This window comes from Streptomyces sp. S.PB5 (genome assembly GCF_030403745.1).
Classification (GTDB): Bacteria; Actinomycetota; Actinomycetes; order Streptomycetales; family Streptomycetaceae; genus Streptomyces.
The window spans coordinates 1-21566 of sequence record NZ_JAQMWP010000044.1; the positions used below are offsets into that span (position 1 = coordinate 1).

Consider the following 21566-nt stretch of genomic DNA (forward strand, 5'->3'; position numbering starts at 1 on the left):
ATCTGGAAGACGGTCCTGCTCCACCAGTTCCACGACATCCTGCCCGGCTCGTCGATCGCCTGGGTGCACCGGGAAGCGCGCAGGACGTACGAGCGGATCGCCGGGGAGCTGACCGGCATCATCGAGGCGGCCCAACGGGCCCTCGCGGGCGACGGGGAGCGGATCCTGCTGTTCAACTCCGCGCCGCACTCCCGCGCCGGAGTCCCGGCCGGAGGCGCCGGAACCGCCTCACACGAAGGCCGGACGGCTCTCACCGAGCGCCCCGGCAGCGGTTTCGTTCTGGACAATGGCCTGCTGCGCGTCGAGATCGACGGACAGGGCCTGGTGGTCTCCGTGTACGACATCGAGGCCGACCGGGAGACCGTCGCGCCGGGCACGGCCGCGGGCCTCCTCCAACTCCACCCGGACTTCCCGAACATGTGGGACGCCTGGGACGTCGACGAGTTCTACCGCAACACCGTCACCGACCTCACGGCCGCCGACGAGGTCGTCCCCGAGGGCGGCACCGGCGTACGGATCGTCCGCACCTTCGGCGCCTCCCGCGTCACCCAACTGCTGTCCCTCGCACCCGGGGAGCGGAGGCTGCTGCTGGACACCGAGGTCGACTGGCACGAGACGGAAAAGTTCCTGAAGCTGGCGTTCCCGCTCGACGTACACGCCGAACGGTACGCGTCGGAGACCCAGTTCGGGCACTTCCACCGCCCCACCCACACCAACACCAGCTGGGAGGCGGCCAAGTTCGAGGCCTGCAACCACCGCTTCGTCCACCTGGAGGAACCGGGCTGGGGCGTCGCCGTCGTCAACGACTCGACGTACGGCCACGACGTGACCCGCACGGTCCGCACCGACGGCGACTGGGGCACGACGACCACGGTCCGCGTCTCCCTCCTGCGCGCCCCGCGCTTCCCGGACCCCGAGACCGACCAGGGCGTCCACCGCTTCCGGCACGCCCTGATCCCCGGCGCGGCCATCGGTGACGCGGTGCGTGAGGGGTGGCGGATCAATCTGCCGGAGCGGCGGGTGACCGGGACCGGTGAGGTCGCGCCGCTGGTGTCCGTCGACCGGGACGCGGTCGTGATCACGGCGGTGAAGCTGGCCGACGACGGCAGCGGTGACGTGGTGGTCCGGCTGCACGAGGCGCACGGCGGCCGGGCTCGCGCCACCTTGACCGCCGGCTTCCCGGTCGCCGCGGTCACCGTCACCGACCTGCTGGAACGCCGTCTGGAGGACGTCGTCGCGCCGACTGTGGACGGCGGCCGGATCGCCGTCCGTCTGCGTCCGTTCGAGTTGATGACGCTGCGACTGAAGCGGGCCGCAAACTGACACATGACTGTATCCCTGAGTGCATCATGACTCAGTACCTACACATGGCCTGAGGTGGTTAATGTCTTACCTATGAACACCGCAGACGAGTGCGAAGTCAGTGTCTTCGCGAAGGACTGTTCCTCCCGTCAAGTGCTTCTCGACATCACAGGTCGCTGGGGGATCCTCGTCCTGGCCGCGCTGCACCAACGGGAGTTCCGGTTCAACCTGCTGCGCCGCCGTATCGAGGGCATCAGCGAAAAGATGCTGTCGCACACGCTCCAGACGCTGCGGCGGGACGGGCTGGTAACCCGGCAGGTGGAGGACACTGTTCCGCCCCGGGTGATCTACGGCCTGTCCCCGCTGGGGCACACGGTCGCGGCCAAGGCCATGGAACTGGTCGCCCTCCTGGAGTGCCGTGTCGATCAGTTCGAACAGGCCTGGAACGCCTACGACGAGTGAGCAGCAGCCGCACCCATGTCACCGCGGACGGGGGCGCGCCCGTGAGTTCCGTACCCGCGGCGGTCCCCCGGCCGGGCCGCACGTCGGCGTTCCTGCGCGCCTGGTGATGATCGAGCACTCGGTCTTCGCGCTCCCGTTCGCCTACATCGCGGCGCTGACGGCGATGTGGGAGCAGGCGCGCGCCGTCGACTGGACGACACTGCTGCTGGTCACCGTCTGCATGGTGGGGCTGCGCACCTTCGCGATGGCGGCCAACCGGTCTTCGATCGGGAGATCGACGCCCGCAACCCGCGCACGGCCCACGGCAAGCTGGTCGCCGGAGCGATGTCCGTGCAGCACGCGTGGACGGGGGCTCTGATCGCCGTGGCCGTCTTCCTCGGCGCCGCCCTGCTCAATCCGCTGTGTCTAGTGCTGGCCCCCGTCGCCGTCGTGCCGATGGTGGTCTACCCCTACGCCAAGCGGTTCACGGACTTCCCCCAGGCGTTCCTCGGGCTGGCGCAGTCCATGGGGCCGGTCCGGGCCTGGCTGGCGGTCACCGGCGGCTGGTCCTGGAAGGCGATCGTCCTCGGCCTCGCGGTGGGCATCTGGATCGGCGGATTCGACCTCATCTACGCCTGACAGGACGTCGACACCGACCGCCGGACCGGCCTCCGGTCGGTCCCCGCGCGTTTCGGTGGTCCTGGCCTGGTCGTCATCCTGGTCGCCTTCGGCTACGAGCACACCATCGTCCGCCCGCACGACCTGTCCCGGCTGAACCGGGCCTTCTTCCAGGTCAACGGGTTCATCGGAATCGCGTTGTTCGGCTGCACCCTGCTGGATCCGCTCGTTCGGGGCCTGTCACTGAACTGAACCATACGCCCCTGACTCACTATGAACAGACACTTGGGCAAACATTGCATAGGGTGGACTGATTGGTCGTGACATCATGTTTCTGACATGACTCATAAGTGAGACACCACATTGAGGTCCGGCCGAGAACTCATACACGACAAAGGAGTGGTCATGGCCCGCGCACCTCGCCGATTCCCCCCGATCGCCCTCGGGGCCGGCACTCTGACGCTCGCCGCCCTGCTGACCGCCTGCGGCAGCGGCGGCGGGGACGCCGGCCCGTCGGCCGCGCCAACCACAGCGACGCCGACGGCCTCGGCCGGTACGAGCGGCACTTCCCCGCAGGCGCCGGCGCCGATGGCGTCCGCGGCGCCCGGTACGGCGGCCTCCTCCGCCCCGGCGGGAGAAGGCACGGCGGCGACCGGGCGGTGCCACACCTCGGAATTGAGCGCCTCGGTCGGCCGCAACGACCCCGGAGCCGGCCAGGAGAACTTCCCCGTGGTGCTGACCAACACCTCCAACCGCACCTGCACCCTGGCCGGATACCCGGGAGCGGCGTTCACCGACACCGCCGGCCGACAACTCGGGCCCGATCCGACCCGCGACGCTGGCACCGCCACGGTGGTCACGCTGGGCCCCGGGTACAGCGCGTGGTCGGCCCTGTCGTTCGCCAACCCCGGTGTCAGCGGCGCGACGACCGCGACGCCGGCCTACCTCCTGATCACCCCGCCCGACGAGCGCACCCCCCTGCGGGCCCCGTGGCGGGGCGGCGCCGTGCCGGTCTCCGGCACCGCGTCCACGGCCTCGCTGACCGTCCTGTCCCCGGGCAGCGGAACTTGACTGGCCAGCACCGGGCCACGGCCCCGGGAGCGAACCCGTCCGGCGCCGTGGCCCCCGGCACTCCCCCTGCCTGGCACCGCGGGCGGGCAGCACCGGCGACACCCGCGATGCCCGGCGTGGACACTCCGCCATCCGCCCACGCCCCGCTTCCCCTCTTCGGGCGTGACCGGGAACTGCGCGTCATCGACGGGTTCCTGGGGCGCGCGTGTCGTGAGGGGGCATCGCTGTTCCTGGCCGGGCAGCCGGGAGTGGGCAAAACACGTCTGCTGACCGCCGCGGCGGAGCGGGCCGCCGCGCTCGGCGGCCGGGTGTTGTGGGGCACGGGCGTGCAGTACCGGGCCGACGTCAGCTACGGAGCCCTGCGCACGATCCTGCTGCCGCTGGCGGCCGGATTCAACCGGCTCCCGGTGCACCAGCGCGAGGCGCTGATGTCGGCCCTCGGCCTGCGGACCGGCCCCGTGCCCGACCGGCTGGTCATCCTCAACGCCTGTCTGAACCTACTGCGGCAGGAGGCCGAGTCGCGTCCGCTGGTCCTCGTCGTGGACGACCTGCAGTGGATCGACCCGCCGAGCGCCACCGCGCTGGGCTTCGTCGCCCGCCGGCCGGCCGGCTCCCGGCTGGGCCTCATCGCCGCGTCGCGTCCTTGGGAGAACGACCCGTTCAAACGCGGCGGACTGGCCCGGCTGCAGGTCCGCCCGCTCGCGGACGAAGCCTCCGACGCCCTGGTCAGCACCGCTTTCCCGGCCATGGCCCCCCGCGTCCGCCACCGTGTGGTCGCCGAGTCCCGGGGAAACCCGCTGGCGCTGCTCGAACTGCCCGGCGTACTCAGCACCACGCAGATGTCGGCCATCGAAGCGCTGCCCGACGTCCTGCCGCTCACCGGCCACATCGAATCGGCCTTCGCCGCGCGTATCGCACGGTTGCCGGACGAGACGCGGCACACGCTGCTGGTGCTGGCGCAGGAGGGTACGGGGGACCTGCGGGTACTGCAGCAGGCGGTGCCCGGTGAGCCCGTGCTCGACCATCTCGCGGCCGCGGAGCGCTCCAAGCTGGTCACGGTCGACCTCGCCACCCGCCGGGTGGCATTCCAGCATCCCCTCGCACGCTCGGCCGTGGTCGATTCCTGCGCGGACGCCGACGTACGACAGGTCCACCACGTCCTGGCGCAGGTGTTCGCCTATGACCCGGACCGGTCCGCGTGGCATCTCGCGGAGGCTGCGGCCGGCGCCGACGACCGGGTGGCGGAGCTACTGGAGCAGGCCGCCCACCGCAGACTCCGCCGGGCGGACACCACCGGTGCCATGGAAGCTCTAACCAGGGCCGCGGAGCTCAGCGCCGATGACACCGAACGCAGCCGGCGCCTGGCAGAGACGGCCTATCTGGCGGCGTGCGTCACCGGTGAGCCGGAAAGCGCCGCCAGGCTGCTGGCCGAGTCGCGGCGCATCCGTGCCGACCACGGCGGCTCGCTGCACGCGGCGGCGACCGAAGCGTGTCTGCTGCTCGACGGCGACCAGGGTGACCTGGAAGCGGCCCACGCAGCGCTCGTGGCGGCCGTCGAGCGCGGGGACCACGGCTACCGGGCAGCACGCTCCGATCTCGTGGACGCGCTCGACATGCTGATGACGGTGTGCTGGGCCGCGGGCCGGGAGGACTTCTGGCCGCCGTTGCACGAGGCGGTCGCCCGGCTTTCTCCCACGCCGCCGGAAGTGCTGCTGCTGACGAGCGGAACCTGTCCGTCCCCCGCCGGCACCTCCCCGGACACCCGGCAGCGGTTCGCCCGGCTGATCGACCGTCAGGAAGGGGAGCGGGCGCCCCACCACCTGGTCCGGATCAACTCCTCGGCGATCTACCTCGATCTGTTCGACAGCTGCCGGTCCGCGGCCTGGCGCATCATCGAGGATGGACGGGCCGGCGGGGCGGTGGCCAGCGGGCTGTCCACCCTGGCCCACCTGTGCCTGGACGACTTCGGCACCGGCCGCTGGGAGGAGGCGGAGCAGCTCGCCGACGAGGGTCTGGCCTCGGCGCAGGCGCGCGGCTACGGCTTCGTGGGCGGGGCCTTCCCCCTGCTGAAGGCGCTGCTGGCCGCGGCGCGCGGGGAAGAGTCCGCCGATTGGTGGGCCGACGAAGTCACGCGCCTCGCTGAGGGGCGCAAGGCGTACGGCGTGGCCCGCACCGCCCACCATCCGCGGGCCCTCGCGGCCTTGGGCCGGGACGATCACGAGGCCGCGTACCGGCATGCCTGCGCGGTCAGCCCGGCGGGCACGCTGGAACCCGGTTCCCCGCACGCGCCCTGGGTGGCTCTGGACCTTGTCGAGGCGGCCGTGCGGACGGGCCGGACGGAGCAGGCCGCGGCGCACGTCCGGGCGATGCGGGAGGCCCTGCCTGAGCTGTCGCCCCGCCTGGCCATGCTGACGCTGGCCGCGCAGGCCCTCGTCGCCCCGGACCAGTCGGCAGCAGATCTCTTCGAGCGGGCGGTGTCCACGCCCGGCGCCCACCGCTGGCCCTTCGACCATGCGCGCGTGCAGCTGCTGTACGGCGAGTGGTTGCGCCGGGCACGGGCGCTCGGTGAGGCCCGCGCCCAGCTCACCACGGCACTCGGCGCCCTGCGCAGGCTGGGGGCCACCCCCTGGGCGAACCGGGCGGCGGGTGAACTGCGGGCCTCCGGCCGCTCCGGGTCCGCCGAGACGGGCGGCGGCATGGGGCTGGCCGCCCTCACGCCGCAGGAGCTGGAGATCGCCTCGCTCGCCGCGGAGGGTCTGACGAACAAGCAGATCGGCGCGAAGCTGTATCTGTCACCGCGCACGGTGGGCACCCACCTCTACCGCATCTTCCCCAAGCTCGGCATCACCTCGCGCGCGTCCCTGCGGGACGCGTTGTCGCGCTGAGGACGGTCAGCAGCCCGCTTCGGCGGGGTAGGCGCGCAGGAAGTGTGCCTCGGCGGTGGCGAGGCGTCGCAGTTCCTCCACCGACACGCTCTCGTCGACCGCATGGATGCGGGCCTCGGGCTCGTTCAGTCCGAGCAGGAGGATCTCCGCCCGGGGACAGAGCTCAGCCAGCGCACCGGCCAACGGGATGCCGCCGCCGAACCCGGCAACGTGCATGGTGCGTCCGGGGTAGGCCGTGCCCATCGCGGCGGCCATCGCCCGGTAGGCCGGGCCGAAGGGGTCGGCCCGGAAGGGTTCGGCCTGTCCAAGCGGCTCGACGGAGACTCTGGCGCCCCAGGGTGTGTGCTTCTCTATGTGCGCGATCATCAGCTCCGTCGCCGTCCAAGCGTCCTGTCCCGGCGGGATGCGCAGGCTGAGCGCGGCCCGCGCCCGGGCGTGGATCGTCGGGGTGGCCGCGCCGACGGCCGGGCAGTCGATGCCCATCACGCCAACCGACGGCCGGGCCCAGAGCCGGTCGCCGACCGTCCCGTCACCGGTCAGGCGCACCCCGTCGAGCAGGCCGGCGTCGGTGCGGAAGTCCCCCTCGGGATATTCCTGGCCCCACCAGCGGCCGTCCTCGGGGAGCCCGTCCACCCGGGCGGAGCCGTCCTCGTCGACCAGCGAGTTGATGATCTTCAGCAGGGCGGTGAGGGCGTCAGGGGCCACTCCCCCGAACTGCCCCGAGTGCAGATCCGCCCGCAGTGTCTCCACCTGGACCCGCACCATGGTGATACCGCGCAGTGCCGTGGTGACGGTCGGCACGCCGTGCCGGAGGTTGCCCGCGTCGCCGATCAGCACGGCGTCGGCAGCCAGCAGGCCGGGATCGTCCCGCGCGCAGCGCTCCAGGCCGCCGGTGCCCTGTTCCTCCGATCCGTCGACGATCATCTTGACGTTCACCGGGATGCCGCCGTGCGCCTTGAGCGCGCGCAGGGCGAGCAGGTGCATGAGGACGGCGCCCTTGCAGTCCGCGGCCCCCCGCCCGTACCAGCGGCCCCCGCGCTCGGCCAGGGTGAAGGGCGGGGTGGTCCACGCATGTTCGTCGAGCGGCGGCTGGACGTCGAAGTGGGCGTACAGCAGGACCGTGGGCGCGTCGGGCGGGCCGGGCAGGTGGCCGTAGACGGACTGCCATCCGTCCGGCATGTCGATGACCCTCACGTCCTGGAACTCCTCGGCGCTCAGCGCGCCGGCGATCCACTCGGCGGCCTGCTCCGACTCGCTGCGCGGGCTGACGTCCTCGTCGGCCACCGAACGGAAGGCGACCAACTCGGCGAGTTCTGTTCGGGCGCGAGGCAGCATCTTCGTGATCGAGGCGGCAAGGGGGTCCTGTGTCATGAAAGGCGCTCCTTGATGAGTCAATGACAAGACATCAGGTGACTGAAATCGAGTGGTTCCGAAAGCCGGGGGCAATTCCTGGCCCTTCGCGGACCGCCAGGAGTGTCGTGCCTATTGCCACTGCGTTCGGGAGACCGTCTGCGACCGGGTGGGCTGATCGGTGGAGCCCAGGCGAGTCGTATTAGCGATCACATTTACAGCGCATCAACGATAACACAGCGGCGATCACGGCCAAGCGTTATCATTGCTTCCATGGCGATGACCGAGACGACCCTGCAGCCCCGCGAGCGGATCCTGCGGGCAGCGGCGGACCTGCTGGCCGAGGGCGGGAGGGAGGCGGTCTCCACCCGCTCCGTCAGCGCGGCCGCAGGCGTACAGGCCCAGACCATCTACCGGCAGTTCGGTGACATGCAGGGGCTCCTCGACGAGGTCGCCCAGCGCGGTTTCGCCTCATACCTCTCCGACAAGCACGCCAACCTCTCTTCCGGCGACCCGGTCGAGCAGCTGCGCCGCGGCTGGGACCTGCACGTGTCATTCGGACTGGCCAACCCGGCACTGTACCGGCTCCTCTACACCGACCCCCGGCCGGGCGAAGGCGTCGCGGTGATGGGCGAGGCGTACGACATCCTCGTGCGGCTGGTCACCCGCGTCGCGGAAACGGGCCGGCTGCGCAAGGACATCCAGACAGCCGCCGCGATGGTCCACGCCGCCGGCATCGGCGTGACGGTCACCTTGATCGGCGCCGATGCGGCCGGACTCCTCGCCGCGCACGAAGGCCTCTCGGAGAACACCCGGGACGCCGTCCTGGCCGCCCTGATCACCAGTGACACCGATGACCAGGAAACCCCCGAGGCCCGGCCGCGTGCCGAACGCGGCGCCCGGCACGCGGTGGCGCTCAAGGCCCTGCTCGACGAGGACGGCGACGGAAAGGACGCCGGAGAGGACAAGGAACGGCTCTTCACTCCGGGCGAGCGCCTGCTGCTGGGCGAGTGGCTGACCCGGCTCACCGGCCGAGCAGGCCCCGGCGGCCTCTAGGACGCCTCGCGCCGTGCCGCACCGCCGGCGTCGCGTCAGTGGGTTCGGCAGAACAAGGCGTCCGGCGCTCACCGCGCAGTTCCGGCCGGTGCGGAGGCCACACCGGCGACCCGGTAGGCGTCCGCCTCCTCGAGCGTCTCGTGCTCCAGCAGCGCCTCGGCCAGGGCGTCGAGCCGGTCGCGGTGGTCGCGCAGTGTGCGACAGGCCTCCTCGTAGCACTCGTCGACGATCCGGCGCATCTCCTCGTCGATCGCGTCCAGCGTACGGGGGGCGGCCGGCAGCCCGTAGGCCTGCTGCCCGTCCTGGGGCAGCGCCGACAGCCGGCCTACCCTCTCGCTCATGCCCCAGCGTGCCACCATGCCGCGTGCCAGGCCGGTGACCTGCTCCAGGTCGTTCTCCGCGCCGGTCGTGATCATCCCGAAGACGACCTCCTCGGCCGCCATCCCGCCGAGCGCCCCGATGATCCGGCCACGCAAGTACTCCTCGGTGTAGGCGTACTTGTCCACGTCCGGGGTGGACAGAGTCACACCGAGAGCCCGGCCACGCGGCACGATGGTGATCTTGCGGACGGGGTCTGCGCCCGGCTGCAGCATGCCGAGCAGGGCATGACCGCTCTCGTGGTACGCGGTCCGGCGCCGTTCCTCCTCGGGCATCACCAGCGGCCGTTCGGCGCCGAGCTGCACCTTCTCCAGCGCCTGCGACAGGTCCTTCTGTTCGACCCGGTCGCGTCCGTGCCGGACGGCAAGCAACGCGGCCTCGTTGGCGAGGTTGGCCAGTTCGGCACCGGTCATGCCCGGCGTAGCACGGGCGAGCCGGGCGAGGTCGACGTCCGCGGCGAGCGGGATGGCGCGGGTGTGGATGCGCAGGATGGCCTCCCGGCCGCTCCGGTCCGGCGGGGCCACGCTCACCACCCGGTCGAACCGTCCTGGCCGGGTCAGGGCCGCGTCCAGGACGTCCACGCGGTTGGTCGCGGCGATGACGACGACCCCTTCGGCTCCCGAGAAGCCGTCCATCTCCGTGAGGATCTGATTGAGCGTCTGCTCGCGTTCGTCGTGCCCGCCCGCGCCCGCCCCACCGCGGGCCCGCCCGATGGTGTCGATCTCGTCGATGAAGACGATCGACGGCGCCACCTTGCGGGCTTCCGCAAACAGTTCCCGCACCCGCGAGGCACCGACACCCACGATCATCTCGATGAACTCCGACGCGGAGGCGGAGAAGAACGGCACCCCCGCCTCCCCCGCGACGGCGCGCGCGAGCAGCGTCTTGCCGGTGCCTGGAGGACCGGCAAGCAGGACGCCGCGCGGCATCTTCGCGCCCAAGCGCCGGTACGCGTCCGGGTGCTTGAGAAAGTCGACGACGTCGTTCAGCTCGCCCTCGACCTCGTCGATGCCGGCCACGTCGGCGAAGGTCGTCCGCTTGCGGCCCGGTTCCAGCTCCACCGGTTTGGGCGGCTTGCGGCCGAGGATGCCGCCCGCCCCGCCCAGTCCCCCGCCCATCCGCCGGGCTACGAACACCCACACGGCGATCAGCAGCACCGTCGGCAGCAAGGACACCAGAAGCGACTCTGCCAGTCCGGGCCCCTGCGCGACCGGCTCGGCGGTGACCGCGACCTTCTGCCTGACGATCTGTGCCCACAGCTGATCGGCGTCGGCGAATGCGGGCTTGTAAGTCGTGAACCGCGTGTACGTGTCGCCCTTGGCGCCGCCCGGCACCGGGTCGGCGTGCTTGAGTGTGCCCTGGATCTGCGACCCGCGCGAATAGACGCTCTTGACGTTCCCCGCGTCCAACTGCGCGGTGAAGACGGTGTAGTCGACCGAGGTCGTGCCGTCGCCGCGCACGTTGCTGTAAAGGAACCCGAACGCCAGGTACACCACGAGCAGGATCACGGCCTGGACGAGACAACCGCCCCTGCCGCGCCGTCTGTCGGGGGAGGGCGCCGGTCCGCCCTCGGTGCGCCAGGACTGGTGCGGGTCGTGGCGCGGCGGAACGGGATCAGTCATCGAGTCAGTCCTCTTCAGAGAATTCTGTTGGCGCGGCGCACCATGACGGTGCACACCAGTCCGAGCCCGAAAGCCAGCGCTCCGAGCACCACGCCGTCCACGGCGGCGCCGCGCTGCGGATGCGGGCCGGCCACCACCCACGGGGACACGGCCATCCAGACGCCCGTCAGCGTCAGCGCGCCGCTCATGCCGGTCATCCGCTCGGGAGCCACCGTGAAACCCAGTGACAGCAGGCAGATGGCACTTCCGATGATCAGGTCGTGCACCGCCAGGTCGCCGTGGTGCACGGCGAAGCGCACCACCCACGGGGAGACGGCGAAGAACAGACCGACGACGAACACCGGCCCGTTCACCAGCGCCACGTCGTGCGCGCTGAGGACCCGGGCGTAGCGCTTGCGCATCTCGAAGGCGTCCGGATGTCGTGCCATGTCGTCACTGCCATGGGGAGAGCCGGACATACGAGGACTCCTCACTGCTGCCCGTCGCGCGTACCGGTGTCGAGGTTCGGGCGGTACGTGGACTCATACTGCTGGGCGCTCGGAGGGCACGGCATCACACATGTACGCGATACAGAGAACGAACCTGAACCCACCTACTCATAAAGCGACCTTATGACGTGATACGAAGTCAGTGACTACTGAAGTCATATGGCGCCAGGGACGATAGGTGCATGACTACTTCTGTCACACCCTCCTCCCACGCACCCGGCCGATCCCGTGCGTCACGGGCCTTCCTGCGCGACCTGGACAGGCCCGCCGAGGTCTTCGGCAATCTGGGGCCGAACTGGTACGCGTCGATCATGGGCACCGGCATCGTCGCCAACGCCGCCGCCGTCGTTCCGCTCCACGTCACCGGCATGCGTGTGTTCGGCACGGTCGTCTGGGTGCTGGCGTCAGCCTTGCTCGTGGCGCTGACCGCGGCCTGGGCCGTGCACTGGTTCTGGCATCCGCAGGTCGCCCGCGGCCACGCGCACAACCCCGTCATGGGCCACTTCTGGGGCGCCCCCGCGATGGCCCTGATGACCGTGGGCGCCGGCACCCTCTCCCTCGGCAGGGACTGGATCGGGCTGACGGCGGCCGTACGCGTGGACGCCGTGCTGTGGACCGGGGGCACCCTGCTCGGCCTGGTCACCGCGGTGTGGATCCCGTTCCTGGCGATGACCGAGCACGAGGTCCGCGAGGACTCCGCGTTCGGCGGATGGCTGATGCCGGTCGTCCCGCCCATGGTCTCCGCCGCGACCGGTGCGGCCCTGGTCCCCCACGCGCCTGCGGGCCAGGAACGGCTGACCCTGCTGCTGGCCTGCTACGCCATGTTCGGCATCAGCCTGTTCACCAGCCTGGTCATCATCACCCAGGTGTGGAGCCGGCTGGTCCGTCACAAGCTCGGCCCCGCGGCGATGGTGCCGACGTTGTGGATCGTGCTCGGCCCGCTGGGGCAGTCGGTGACCGCCGCCAACGCCCTCGGTTCGGTGGCCCGGCTGGCCCTGCCCGAGCCGTACGCCCGGGGCGCCGAGGTCTTCGGTGTCGTCTACGGGGTGCCCACCTGGGGCTTCGCGATGATGTGGCTGCTCCTGGCCGCCTCGCTCACGCTGCGCACCGCCCGCCGGCACCTGCCGTTCACCCTGACCTGGTGGAGCTTCACCTTCCCCGTCGGCACCTGTGTCACCGGCACCTGCGCCTTGGCGCTACGGCTGGGCTCGGACGCTTTCGACGGAGCGTCCGCCGTCCTTTATGTCCTGCTGCTGACCGCCTGGGCCACCGTCGCCGTCCGCACCCTGCGCGGCAGCTTCCGCGGCACGCTGTTCCTGGCCCCGGCGCCCGCCGCCACGCGGTGACGCCACCGCACACGGGCGCCGTCCCCTCAGCCGGGACCGGCGCCCGCCTGCACCCCGTCCAGAAGGACGGCGAGGGCGCGAGCGCGCTCCGCCTCGCTCAGGAACGGGGATACCGCGACGGTCACCACGGTCCGCAGCAGTTGATCGGCATCCATCCCCTGGCGCGACGGCAGCCGCACCCCGGCGTCGGTCAGCAGCCGAGCGACGGTGTCCCCCAGCGCCGCACGGCACGGTTCCAGGGTGCACGGCCGATCGGTGAACGTCCCGCGCAGCGCCGCGTCCTCGGCGACCGCCCCGGCCAACTGTCCCAGCCAGCCGACCAGCGCCGCCCACGGCTGCGGGGCCCCGCCTGCCGCCGTCCGGACGGCAGGCCCGTCGCCGGCCGTCCGGCACAGCGCGTCGACCGTGTCGACGACGTCATCGGCATACACAGTCTCCAGCAGGGCGGCGCGCGAGGGGAAGTGGCGGTAGAGGGTGGCGATGCCAACTCCCGCGCGCCGCGCTATCGCCTTCAGCGACGCGTCGTCGCCGTGCTCGGCGAACTCCTCGCGGGCGGCGACGACGATCGCATCGTGGTTGCGGGCGGCGTCCTTTCGAGCAGGCCGCGTCGAGGCGCCCGGAAGGAGGTCCGCCCGCGCTCGGTCCTGAGCGGTCACAGTGCTCTCCTGTGTCTCCTGGCTCTCCTGCGCCGTCCTGCACGAGGTGGTACGAGGCGTGGCGCCCCGCCCCGCCGGTTCAGGCGGCCGAGCCGTACACCTTGCGGGCGTGCCGGGCATACGCCTTCGGCCCCAGCACGGGCATGATCAGCCGCGGCACCAGCGGCGCGCTCGACAGCATGAGCTTGACGACCTCGGGGTCGGCGAGCGAGGCGAGCATGCCGAAGACCACAGGCAGCCTGTTCTTGGGCAGCGCATTGATCGCGTGATCGCCGAGCTCGTGCCACTCCTTCTCCGTCACATGGTCGGGGACGAGCGGCAGGACGTCCTTCTCCTCGATGCCGAGGTGCTCCGTCAGCAGGCCGCCCAGCCGCTCCAGGGAATCGGCGAGCGGCTCCCCCGACTCCGCGGAAGGCTGTTCGCGCCAGATCGCCAGCCGCTGCGCCGACTCGGCGAGCAGGGCAGCGATCTCCTCGTGCTGGCTCTCCAGTAGGGCCACGGTGCCACCGAGCCGGTCCCCGGCCCGCTCCAGCAGCTTGGGCCACAGCAGCTCGTCCTCGCCCTTGTGGTGCAGGTGGAGGAACTCCTCGATGAGCTGGGCGTGGTCCGCGACCACTGCGGCCCGCTCGACATCGCCCGGGCTGACGCTCCTGATGAGTTCGGGAAGTCGGGAGTAGTTCTGCCGGAAGGCCTCGTGCACCACGAGCATGTCTCGGACGTCGGCGCGGTCGGTAGATGTGTGGGGCATGCCAGCACCTTCTCAAAAGAGGTCAAAGGGAGCGTCAGGTCAGAATGAATGGTCAACGCAACTACCTGACAGGGACATGAGTCTACTAGAAGTCACATGTCTCTCATCGGCGTCGGCTGAGCTCCATACAGATGTCAAGGAACATACACTGACTCCGGTAACGTTACCGACCCTCACTTACTTCATAAGGCGATAACCCATGGCAGAACGCACCCCTGAACAGCCCACCGCGGACATGGATCTCAGTGTCATGCCCGACGACGTCTGGGTACTGGACCAGGCACGTCTGGTCGGCACCGCTCTCGAGACAGGCACGACGGACTCCATCGCAGTGGAGTACGACGGCACGCACGCCCAGCTGGTCATCCTCACGACGACCGGGGCCAGGACCGGGCGGACCCGGCAGACGCCGGTGATCCGAGTGGAGCACGAGGGCCGATACGCGGCCGTCGCCTCCAAAGGCGGCGCCCCCACCCACCCCGCCTGGTACCACAACCTGGTCGCCAACCCGGAGGTACTGCTCTGGGACGGCGCGGAGACGAAGCCGTACCGGGCGCGAGAGGTCCACGGTGCCGTACGCCAAGAGTGGTGGGAGCGCGCGGTCCGGGCCTGGCCCTCCTATGAGGGATACCGCTCCAAGACCACGCGGACAATTCCGGTCCTGGTCTTGGAACCGGTGGACTGAACCCGGGCTCCGCCACCTCCTCACCACCGGTGCCGGCAAACGGCTGGGTGTACTTACCGCGTCCCTCCACAGGCCGGCCCACCGCACGTACGCTCAGCCACTGGTGGCGCACCCGGCATCCTTACCGCGGAGGCGACCACCAGTCCCACTTGGGTAGGCACTGCGTGTGGGGGCGTCTATGCACAGGCCAGAACGCTCAAGCGGTACCGGGACCGGCGGATGCGGACAGCGGTGCGGCTCTCCGTTCATCTCGTCCGCCGGTCCTTTCTGCGCCGCGGCGTCCCGAGGGCTCACCGTGAGGGCGTGAACGACCCATCGCGGGGATGCCATTGGCACGAACATGCGATGTGCGCCGCGACCAGGGCCCGGCATCCTCGCTGCATCCGTACTGTGTGGGGAGGCAAGTCGTGCCCGTGTCCATCGCTCCATCGTCCATCGCGGTCGACGAGAGCCGGCTGTCCCGTCTCGGCCGCCGCTGGAGCTGGGTGGCCGTCCTTGTAGTCGGCCTGCTGCTGTTCTGGCTCATCCGCTCCGCCCTCGTCTCCACCGAGAACCCCAACCTCATCCCGGCCCTGATCTTCTTCGGGGCGGCCCTGGTGCCGACGGCCTTCGTCGCCTTCGTGGCCGGGCGCCGGCTCGACTTCGGCGTCGGTACAGGTGTCGTGGCGATCACCGGTCTGGCGGGCGGCGCGATCGGGGTGACGACGGCCGGCTTCCTGGAGTACCGGACTCTGCTGCTGATGAAGTTCCTCCCGATGCTGGCCGTGGGCCTGATCGAGGAGGCGGCTAAGCTCATCGTCCCGGTCCTGCTGCTGCTGATCATCCGGGACCGGCATCCCGGTGACGGCCTGCTGATCGGGGTGGCCTCCGGAGCCGGGTTCGCCGTCTTCGAGACAATGGGCTACGCCTTCGTGGAGCTCATCCAATCCAACGGTGACCTGTCGGCCGTGGACGACCTGCTGGTGTGGCGTGGTCTGCTGAGCCCGGCCGCGCACATGGCGTGGACGGGGCTGACGGCCGCAGCACTGTGGTCGGCCGCGGCACACCGGCAGCGCGGCCGGTCAATCGCACTCTTCGTGCTGGTCTACGCGATCGCGGTCGCGCTGCACACCACCTGGGACAGCCTGAACAGCGACCTCTCCTACGGCGTGCTCGCCACGGTCAGCCTGCTTCTGCTGGTGTACACCACCCACCGGCTGGCCGCGCCGCGCCGCGTGCCCGGGGCCTTGATGGCGGGGTGACGTGGTCCGGCCCGTGCGGGGCACACGGGCCGGACCGGTCTCAGCGCGAGCCCGGCAGCATCCGCTGCAGCAGCTCGCGCGTGGCCGGCGTCCAGGGATCCGGGACGCCGGTCCGTGGATCGATCTTGACGATCACACGTCGGCCGTGGGCGTGCGTGACCTCTCCGGAGTGGATGCGGAAGGCGAACGAGGCGCTGGTGCGGCCGAGCGCGTCCAGCTCGAACGTGGCCTCCACCGGTCCGATCCCCTTGACCGGCCGCTCGAAGACGAGGTGCAGCTCCCGGACCACGACGTTGAGGTCCGGGTGCCCGAACGTGAGACCCTGCCGGGCGAAGCACAGAGTGATCGCCCGCTCCAGCAGCGCGGCGAACCGGCCGTGGTACAGCATGCCGAAGGCATCGAGGTCGTCGAAGAAGACCTCCACGGACGCCGTCTGCCCAGCGGCGGTGCCTTCTTGACGGTCCGTCATCTGGTCGGTCGTCGCCTCACTCATCGCGTTCTCCCTCTCATGCCCGTACGGGCGGTCGGCGAGCCCGGTCACACCTGGGCCGTCGCTTCGGTCCAGGCCCGGAAGACGGCGGCCTGGCCGTGCCGGGTACCGTCGGTGTCGATCAGGTCCCACATGGTCACGTGCTCGATCCAGAAGTGGCTGCCGTCCTTGCGCACCCGGCAGCCCCGGTAACCGTCCGCGAATCCCCGCAGGTTGACCGCTTCGACAAAGGCGTTACGGTCGGACTGGCCGTCGGGGGCGGCTGACAATCGGGACGGCAGGCCGATGAACTCCTCCCAGGTGTAGCCGAAGCAGTGCTGCGCGATGTGATTGGCGTAGGCGAACTCCGGGTCAGCGGACAGGTCGTGCGCGAGCAGCCCGAAGGGGGCCTTGTCCTGGAGCCATGCAGCGGCCTCCGCGTCGTCCGACCACTCCGGAGGACACAGTTCAGTGCCGACGACGCGCCGGTGGCTGTCAAGGAGCAGGGTGGCAAAGGCCGGGTCGTACGGAGACCGGTCAGACATCGGCGTCCTCCACCCAGCTCATCAGCTTGCGCAGCTGCTTGCCGGTGGTCTCAAGGAGGTGCTCGGAGTCCTGCTGCTTGTACTCGTTGTACTTCTTCAGACCGCCGTGGTACTCAGCCATCCACTCACGCGCGAAGGTGCCGTCCTGGATCTCGGCGAGGACCTTCTTCATCTCGGCCTTGGTGGCGTCCGTGATGATCCGCGGGCCGGTGACGTAGTCGCCCCACTCGGCGGTCTCGGAGACGGACCAGCGCATCTTCTCCAGGCCGCCCTCGTACATGAGGTCGACGATCAGCTTCAGCTCGTGCAGGCACTCGAAGTACGCGATCTCCGGCTGGTAGCCCGCCTCGGTCAGCGTCTCGAAACCGGCCTTGACCAGCGCGGCGGTGCCACCGCAGAGGACGGCCTGCTCACCGAAGAGGTCGGTCTCGGTCTCCTCGGTGAAGGTCGTCTTGATGACGCCCGCGCGGGTGCCGCCGATGCCCTTGGCGTACGACAGGGCCAGCGGGAAGGCGTTGCCCGTGGCGTCCTGCTCGACGGCCGCGATACAGGGAACGCCGCGGCCCTCCTCGTACTGACGGCGGACGAGGTGGCCCGGGCCCTTCGGGGCGACCATGCACACGTCGACGCCGACCGGGGGCTTGATGAAGTCGAAGCGGATGTTCAGGCCGTGGCCGAAGAACAGCGCGTCGCCGTCGTTGAGGTTGTCCTTGATGGCCTCCTCGTAGACCTGGGCCTGGATCGGGTCCGGCACCAGGATCATGATGACGTCGGCCTCGGCGGCGGCCTCGGCGGGCGTCACCACGCGCAGGCCCTGCTCCTCGGCCTTGGCCTTGGACTTCGAGCCCTCGTGCAGACCCACGCGGACGTCGACACCCGAGTCACGCAGCGACAGCGCGTGGGCGTGGCCCTGGCTGCCGTAACCGATGACCGCGACCTTGCGGCCCTGGATGATGGACAGGTCGGCGTCGGCGTCGTAGAACAGCTCGGCCACTTCGGTCCTTTCACGTCCTCGCCGGGCGAGGAGCTGATGTTGTTGACGGGGCGGGGCACGCCGGATGGCGCTGGTTCCCGTGCGGTGTGTCGGGAACGGTGGTCCGTCTACCGAGCCGGCCTGATGTTGTGGTTCACGTTGAACACGTTGGCCGGGTCGTAGACGCGTTTGAGGGCGGCGAGCCGGGCGTAGCGCTGCCCGCCGTAGAGGTCACGGACGGCGGCCTCGCTCAGTGCCTCGTCCGGTGACACGAAGTTGATCAGATTGTGCGGTGCGCTCCACGGCGCCAGCCCGCGGGTGTACGCGCGCAGGAAATCCTGCATGGCGCCGATCCGGGTGGGCGGGCCGCCGCCCACCGCGAACGTCATGAACGGCGTCCCGCGTGAGGGAACGGAGTTGGGCCGCGCCGGGTTCCGGTCCAGTGCTCCGCCGAGGGCGCGGACCTCCACGCTCTTCATCGAGCAGCCGGAGCCGGGGCCGGTGAGCTCCACGAACCGTTCCAGGGTGACGTCCGAAAATTCCCGCAGTCCGAAGCTCGTCTCCACGAACGGCATGGCGTGCACGGGGTCGAGGTGTATCTCGCCGATCTCCCGGAAGGGTCGTTCCGCCAGGGTGTCGTGGACCGGTGGGGCGACGGCGCGCAGCGGTTGCAGCAGCCGCGCTCCTTCCCGGGCGGGGCCGAGGTGACCGAGTCGTATGTGCACCACGAAGGCCCCGCGCACTGGCTCGGGCAGCGCCGCGACGTCCGGAAGGCGCTGGACGGAGAAGGAGGTGGTCGTCTCTTCGCCGAGGGCGGGGACCAACGCCCGCCAGGCCCGCAGCACCGGGTGGATGTGCTCCCCGCTGAACCACAGGCCTCCGCCGTAGAACCGGCGCACCGGGAAGACGTCGAACTCCATGCGGGTGACCACACCGAAGTTGCCCTTACCGCCCAGCAACGCCCAGTACAGGTCCGGATCGGAGTCGTGCGTGACGTGCCGTACGGTTCCGTCGGCGGTGACAACCTCCATCCGGCGGACGTGGTCGGCGGCGTAGCCGAGGCTGCGGCCGAGCAGCGGGCTGAGTCCGCCGCCAAGGGTGTAGCCGACGACGCTGACGTGCGGAGCCGAGCCCACGACGGGCGCGAGCCCGAATCGGTCGGTCTCGGCGAGTACTTCGCTCCAGGTGGTGCCGGCTCCCACCAGGACGGTACGCCGCCCGGCGTCGACGGTGACCTCGCGCAGCCGGCGCGTGCTGATCAGCAGGGTGCCGGTGTGCCGGGGAAGGACCACCTGGTGCCCCTGACCACGCACCGCGACCGCCATGCCGTGCCGGTTGGCGTAGCGCACGGCGGTGGCGACGTCGTCCGTGCTCGTGGCGCCGACAGCGACCGCAGGTGTCAGGGCACGCCGCAGGTTGAACAGGCGGCACTCCTCCTCGTACGCGAGGTCGCCGGGCTCCAGGACCGGCCCGTCGACGGCGGCGCACAGTTCGGTGTGGTCTGCCCGGGGCAGCACCACGTCCTCGTTGATCCGCACGTCAGCTGTCACGTTGTCGACCATCGCTTCACCAGAGTTCGCCGGACAGGGGAACGGAAGCCAGAGACGCGTTCGGCGTGGAGGACACCGGTTCGCAGGGGGCGTCGGCCGCCTGTGCCGACCCGGGACACCGCGGAGGACATCGATGTCCTCCAGGTCGGAGGCGGCGCGTGAACCTCGGCTTCGCGCGACCGTCGGTGAGGTGTTCCCGGGATGTGGAGACCTGACAGATCTGCTTCCGGGAACGACCTTAAGGGATCTCCGGACGGCCACAAGGCGATTCCGGGCGGGTGTACTCAGTGGGTACACCTTCACAGGGCTGAACGGCAAAGCATGTGCAAAGCAAGGGCCTTGAATGGGTAATTCGCCGATTCGCGGGTTCCGTGGGCTACAGAAGCAAAGTTTCCGTGCCGTCCGTGTCGAGGATGTCCCGGCGTTCTCCCGCGGACATGCCTCCCCACACCCCGTACCGCTCCTCGAAGTCCATCGCCATGGCGCGACACAGCTCGATCACCTCGCACCGGCCGCATATCCTGCGCGCGCGTTCCTCGCGCTGCCAGCGTTCTCGCCCCCGCTCCCCTGGAGGGGAGAAGAAGACAGCGCTGCTCATTCCGCGGCAGGCGGCGCGTTCCTGCCACTCCCAGTCGCTCAGCAGAGGCAGCAGTCGAGTTCGCATGGTCGTCTTCCTTCCTCTCTCCCGCCACCGAACTTCCTTGGAATCAGCGGGATTTCTCCCATTCATGGTCTTTTGAGGAGGAAGAGTGAGGCATCAGTCAGATGACTGACACATGAGTACGGGAAGCTGACATGCGCCGTGGATGGAGGAGTCGCATAAGTGCGCTGTCGACCGAACGACTGAGGGGGAACCGCGCCGGGATCCGGATGCGCTCAGGTGCCGACGGGCACGGTCCCCAATTACTCGACCAGGTACGGGAGTTCAGTCCTTGGAGCCGGAACGGCCAGCGGAGGAGGTCTCTTCCGAGTTCTCCACCGTGCCGCTCGGGCCCTCCTCGCCCTCAAGGCTGGTGTAGAACACGGAGTGGCCCTGCTTGAGGCGCTGCGCCGTGCTCCGTGCCACCAGCCCCTCCAGGGTGGTGCGCACGACCGTCGTCTTGATGATCCGGTCCGGATGGCCCTCACTCAGTGCCGAGGCGACCTCGGCTGCGGAGCACGGCTCCGACTGCTGGGCCAGGTAGGCACGGATCAACGACACCAAAGTCGGCTGGTTCTGGATCCTGCGCTGGACGCCGACGGCGCCGCCGAGCGGGCCGTAGCCGCTGTCGGCACCGCGGCCCCCGGGCGATCCGGCCGCATGCTGGGTCGGAATGCCGTTCTCCAACGCCTGCCGCATGCTCGCAAGCACCGCGTGATCATTCTGCAGGGCGAGCAGACGCCCTTGAAGCCCCTCGATCTCGCCCCGAATGGTGTCCTGTTCCTGCGCGTTCCGTTCGAGATCACTTGTCAACTGGGAGCTGTATTGCGTCACTACCTCGGTCGTACTCATCTTGGCGTCAGTCATGCCGCGGACCCTCCTTGGTTCGGCTCTGAGTGAAGGCTTATGCGTAGCGGTTACTGAGGGGCGTACTCAGGCGCTGCTTCTGATACTACGCCTTGACTCTCTGCCTGGCCGTTGCTTGGTGTCACTACCGATTAAGGAGAGTGCTGAATGCCGACACCTCAATCAGTCAGCTGCGTCAACTCCTCCCAATCCACGCCCTCCATCTCCTGCCCTCGGGGCACCAGGGCATAGGTGCTGGCCAGCCACTGGGCTACCGGCAAGGCCGGGATCTCGAAGAGTGCCTTATGACTGGCACTGCCGACCTCAACCCACACCATGTAGCCCTCTTCCGGACCATGCTCCGGCCAGACCGTGACATCTCCCTGACCCGCTTTTGCTGTCAGTCCCTCAGTCAGCAGCTCCCGGGCAAACACCCAGCGCACCGGCCATTCGCCTTCGGCGTCGAAGATCAGAGTGATGGCAAAGGGATCCCTGGGGTGGTACGAAAACTCACAGTTGATCGGAAGAGGCAGCCGCCTGGCAGCCCAGTGCGTGCCAGCAACGGGTCACGTCCGCCGAAGTGGTGTATTGACGGCCACTCGGTGATCTCGGTTTTGAGGCTATGCGGTGAGTTCGGTGGGCAGGGCGGGTTCGTC

20 protein-coding genes and 1 pseudogene are annotated in these 21566 nt (G+C 69.9%); 9 read left to right on the plus strand and 12 right to left on the minus strand.

Going from position 1 to position 21566, the window contains the following annotated elements; genetic code table 11:
* The 5 genes and pseudogenes from PH203_RS48900 to PH203_RS48920 form a co-directional block, all read left to right on the plus strand.
* On the plus strand, positions 1-1323 hold a 1323-nt coding region (locus PH203_RS48900), incomplete at its 5' end, for a glycoside hydrolase family 38 C-terminal domain-containing protein (RefSeq protein WP_289929379.1).
* A 72-nt stretch (positions 1324-1395) separates the two neighbouring features.
* Positions 1396-1764 carry a helix-turn-helix domain-containing protein gene (locus tag PH203_RS48905; RefSeq protein ID WP_289929380.1) on the plus strand — a complete coding sequence of 123 codons (369 nt, stop codon included), beginning with the start codon at positions 1396-1398 and terminating at the stop codon, positions 1762-1764.
* 41 nt (positions 1765-1805) lie between these two features.
* Positions 1806-2613, plus strand: a pseudogene (locus tag PH203_RS48910) (4-hydroxybenzoate octaprenyltransferase).
* A 153-nt stretch (positions 2614-2766) separates the two neighbouring features.
* On the plus strand, positions 2767-3432 hold the full coding sequence (locus PH203_RS48915; protein ID WP_289929381.1) for a DUF4232 domain-containing protein: 666 nt from the start codon (positions 2767-2769) through the stop codon (positions 3430-3432).
* 116 nt (positions 3433-3548) lie between these two features.
* Positions 3549-6317, plus strand: a complete 2769-nt coding sequence (locus PH203_RS48920; RefSeq protein ID WP_289929382.1) for a LuxR family transcriptional regulator — start codon at positions 3549-3551, stop codon at positions 6315-6317.
* Positions 6318-6323: 6 nt separating this feature from the next.
* Here the strand turns inward: PH203_RS48920 and PH203_RS48925 are convergent, their stop codons facing one another.
* Positions 6324-7688 carry a dipeptidase gene (locus PH203_RS48925; protein WP_289929383.1) on the minus strand — a complete coding sequence of 455 codons (1365 nt, stop codon included), beginning with the start codon at positions 7686-7688 and terminating at the stop codon, positions 6324-6326.
* A 252-nt stretch (positions 7689-7940) separates the two neighbouring features.
* On the opposite strand from PH203_RS48925, the gene PH203_RS48930 reads away from it, so the two are divergent.
* Entirely contained in the window at positions 7941-8723 is a 783-nt protein-coding gene (locus tag PH203_RS48930; RefSeq protein ID WP_289929384.1) for a TetR/AcrR family transcriptional regulator, read from the plus strand.
* A 68-nt stretch (positions 8724-8791) separates the two neighbouring features.
* Here PH203_RS48930 and ftsH read toward each other — a convergent pair whose 3' ends face one another.
* Together ftsH and PH203_RS48940 are read right to left on the minus strand one after the other, a co-directional pair.
* Positions 8792-10723, minus strand: a complete 1932-nt coding sequence (gene ftsH / locus PH203_RS48935) for an ATP-dependent zinc metalloprotease FtsH (RefSeq protein ID WP_289929387.1) — start codon at positions 10721-10723, stop codon at positions 8792-8794.
* Between the two features lie 14 nt (positions 10724-10737).
* Positions 10738-11151, minus strand: a complete 414-nt coding sequence (locus tag PH203_RS48940) for an SPW repeat protein (RefSeq protein WP_289929389.1) — start codon at positions 11149-11151, stop codon at positions 10738-10740.
* Between the two features lie 242 nt (positions 11152-11393).
* Here PH203_RS48940 and PH203_RS48945 point away from each other — a divergent pair, with 242 nt between their 5' ends.
* Positions 11394-12557, plus strand: a complete 1164-nt coding sequence (locus tag PH203_RS48945; protein ID WP_289929391.1) for a TDT family transporter — start codon at positions 11394-11396, stop codon at positions 12555-12557.
* A gap of 26 nt (positions 12558-12583) precedes the next feature.
* On the opposite strand, the gene PH203_RS48950 is transcribed toward PH203_RS48945, so the two are convergent.
* Together PH203_RS48950 and PH203_RS48955 are read right to left on the minus strand one after the other, a co-directional pair.
* On the minus strand, positions 12584-13213 hold the full coding sequence (locus tag PH203_RS48950; RefSeq protein WP_289929392.1) for a helix-turn-helix domain-containing protein: 630 nt from the start codon (positions 13211-13213) through the stop codon (positions 12584-12586).
* Between the two features lie 79 nt (positions 13214-13292).
* Complete coding sequence (locus PH203_RS48955) at positions 13293-13961, minus strand: hemerythrin domain-containing protein (protein WP_289929393.1); 669 nt, start codon at positions 13959-13961, stop codon at positions 13293-13295.
* 199 nt (positions 13962-14160) lie between these two features.
* Between PH203_RS48955 and PH203_RS48960 the strand changes: the two genes are divergently transcribed.
* Together PH203_RS48960 and PH203_RS48965 are read left to right on the plus strand one after the other, a co-directional pair.
* Positions 14161-14646, plus strand: coding sequence for a nitroreductase/quinone reductase family protein (locus PH203_RS48960; RefSeq protein WP_289929394.1), 486 nt, complete (start codon positions 14161-14163; stop codon positions 14644-14646).
* Positions 14647-15059: 413 nt separating this feature from the next.
* Entirely contained in the window at positions 15060-15887 is an 828-nt protein-coding gene (locus PH203_RS48965; protein WP_289929395.1) for a PrsW family intramembrane metalloprotease, read from the plus strand.
* 40 nt (positions 15888-15927) lie between these two features.
* Here PH203_RS48965 and PH203_RS48970 read toward each other — a convergent pair whose 3' ends face one another.
* The 7 genes from PH203_RS48970 to PH203_RS49000 form a co-directional block, all read right to left on the minus strand.
* Positions 15928-16380 carry a hotdog domain-containing protein gene (locus PH203_RS48970; RefSeq protein ID WP_289929398.1) on the minus strand — a complete coding sequence of 151 codons (453 nt, stop codon included), beginning with the start codon at positions 16378-16380 and terminating at the stop codon, positions 15928-15930.
* A gap of 44 nt (positions 16381-16424) precedes the next feature.
* Positions 16425-16901: an MEKHLA domain-containing protein gene (locus PH203_RS48975; RefSeq protein ID WP_289929400.1), complete on the minus strand. Its 477-nt coding sequence runs from the start codon at positions 16899-16901 to the stop codon at positions 16425-16427.
* Complete coding sequence (gene ilvC / locus PH203_RS48980; protein ID WP_289929402.1) at positions 16894-17895, minus strand: ketol-acid reductoisomerase; 1002 nt, start codon at positions 17893-17895, stop codon at positions 16894-16896. Before ilvC ends, PH203_RS48975 begins: the two co-directional genes overlap by 8 nt.
* Before the next feature lie 107 nt (positions 17896-18002).
* On the minus strand, positions 18003-19424 hold the full coding sequence (locus PH203_RS48985) for an FAD-binding oxidoreductase (RefSeq protein WP_289929403.1): 1422 nt from the start codon (positions 19422-19424) through the stop codon (positions 18003-18005).
* A gap of 376 nt (positions 19425-19800) precedes the next feature.
* Complete coding sequence (locus PH203_RS48990) at positions 19801-20088, minus strand: WhiB family transcriptional regulator (protein ID WP_289929404.1); 288 nt, start codon at positions 20086-20088, stop codon at positions 19801-19803.
* A 261-nt stretch (positions 20089-20349) separates the two neighbouring features.
* On the minus strand, positions 20350-20931 hold the full coding sequence (locus tag PH203_RS48995) for a hypothetical protein (protein ID WP_289929406.1): 582 nt from the start codon (positions 20929-20931) through the stop codon (positions 20350-20352).
* Positions 20932-21089: 158 nt separating this feature from the next.
* Positions 21090-21443, minus strand: a complete 354-nt coding sequence (locus PH203_RS49000) for an SsgA family sporulation/cell division regulator (protein ID WP_354671331.1) — start codon at positions 21441-21443, stop codon at positions 21090-21092.
* Positions 21444-21566: the final 123 nt, after the last annotated feature.

Bases quoted from the DNA above. Each gene is read 5' to 3' on its own strand.
- PH203_RS48975 (WP_289929400.1), bottom strand. From the start codon at position 16,901: ATGTCTGACCGGTCTCCGTACGACCCGGCCTTTGCCACCCTGCTCCTT.
- PH203_RS48930 (WP_289929384.1), top strand. From the start codon at position 7,941: ATGGCGATGACCGAGACGACCCTGCAGCCCCGCGAGCGGATCCTGCGG.
- PH203_RS48970 (WP_289929398.1), bottom strand. From the start codon at position 16,380: ATGAGTGAGGCGACGACCGACCAGATGACGGACCGTCAAGAAGGCACC.
- PH203_RS48925 (WP_289929383.1), bottom strand. From the start codon at position 7,688: ATGACACAGGACCCCCTTGCCGCCTCGATCACGAAGATGCTGCCTCGC.
- PH203_RS48990 (WP_289929404.1), bottom strand. From the start codon at position 20,088: ATGCGAACTCGACTGCTGCCTCTGCTGAGCGACTGGGAGTGGCAGGAA.
- PH203_RS48995 (WP_289929406.1), bottom strand. From the start codon at position 20,931: ATGACTGACGCCAAGATGAGTACGACCGAGGTAGTGACGCAATACAGC.
- PH203_RS48940 (WP_289929389.1), bottom strand. From the start codon at position 11,151: ATGGCACGACATCCGGACGCCTTCGAGATGCGCAAGCGCTACGCCCGG.
- PH203_RS48955 (WP_289929393.1), bottom strand. From the start codon at position 13,961: ATGCCCCACACATCTACCGACCGCGCCGACGTCCGAGACATGCTCGTG.
- PH203_RS48945 (WP_289929391.1), top strand. From the start codon at position 11,394: ATGACTACTTCTGTCACACCCTCCTCCCACGCACCCGGCCGATCCCGT.
- PH203_RS48905 (WP_289929380.1), top strand. From the start codon at position 1,396: ATGAACACCGCAGACGAGTGCGAAGTCAGTGTCTTCGCGAAGGACTGT.
- ftsH (WP_289929387.1), bottom strand. From the start codon at position 10,723: ATGACTGATCCCGTTCCGCCGCGCCACGACCCGCACCAGTCCTGGCGC.
- PH203_RS48915 (WP_289929381.1), top strand. From the start codon at position 2,767: ATGGCCCGCGCACCTCGCCGATTCCCCCCGATCGCCCTCGGGGCCGGC.
- PH203_RS48960 (WP_289929394.1), top strand. From the start codon at position 14,161: ATGGCAGAACGCACCCCTGAACAGCCCACCGCGGACATGGATCTCAGT.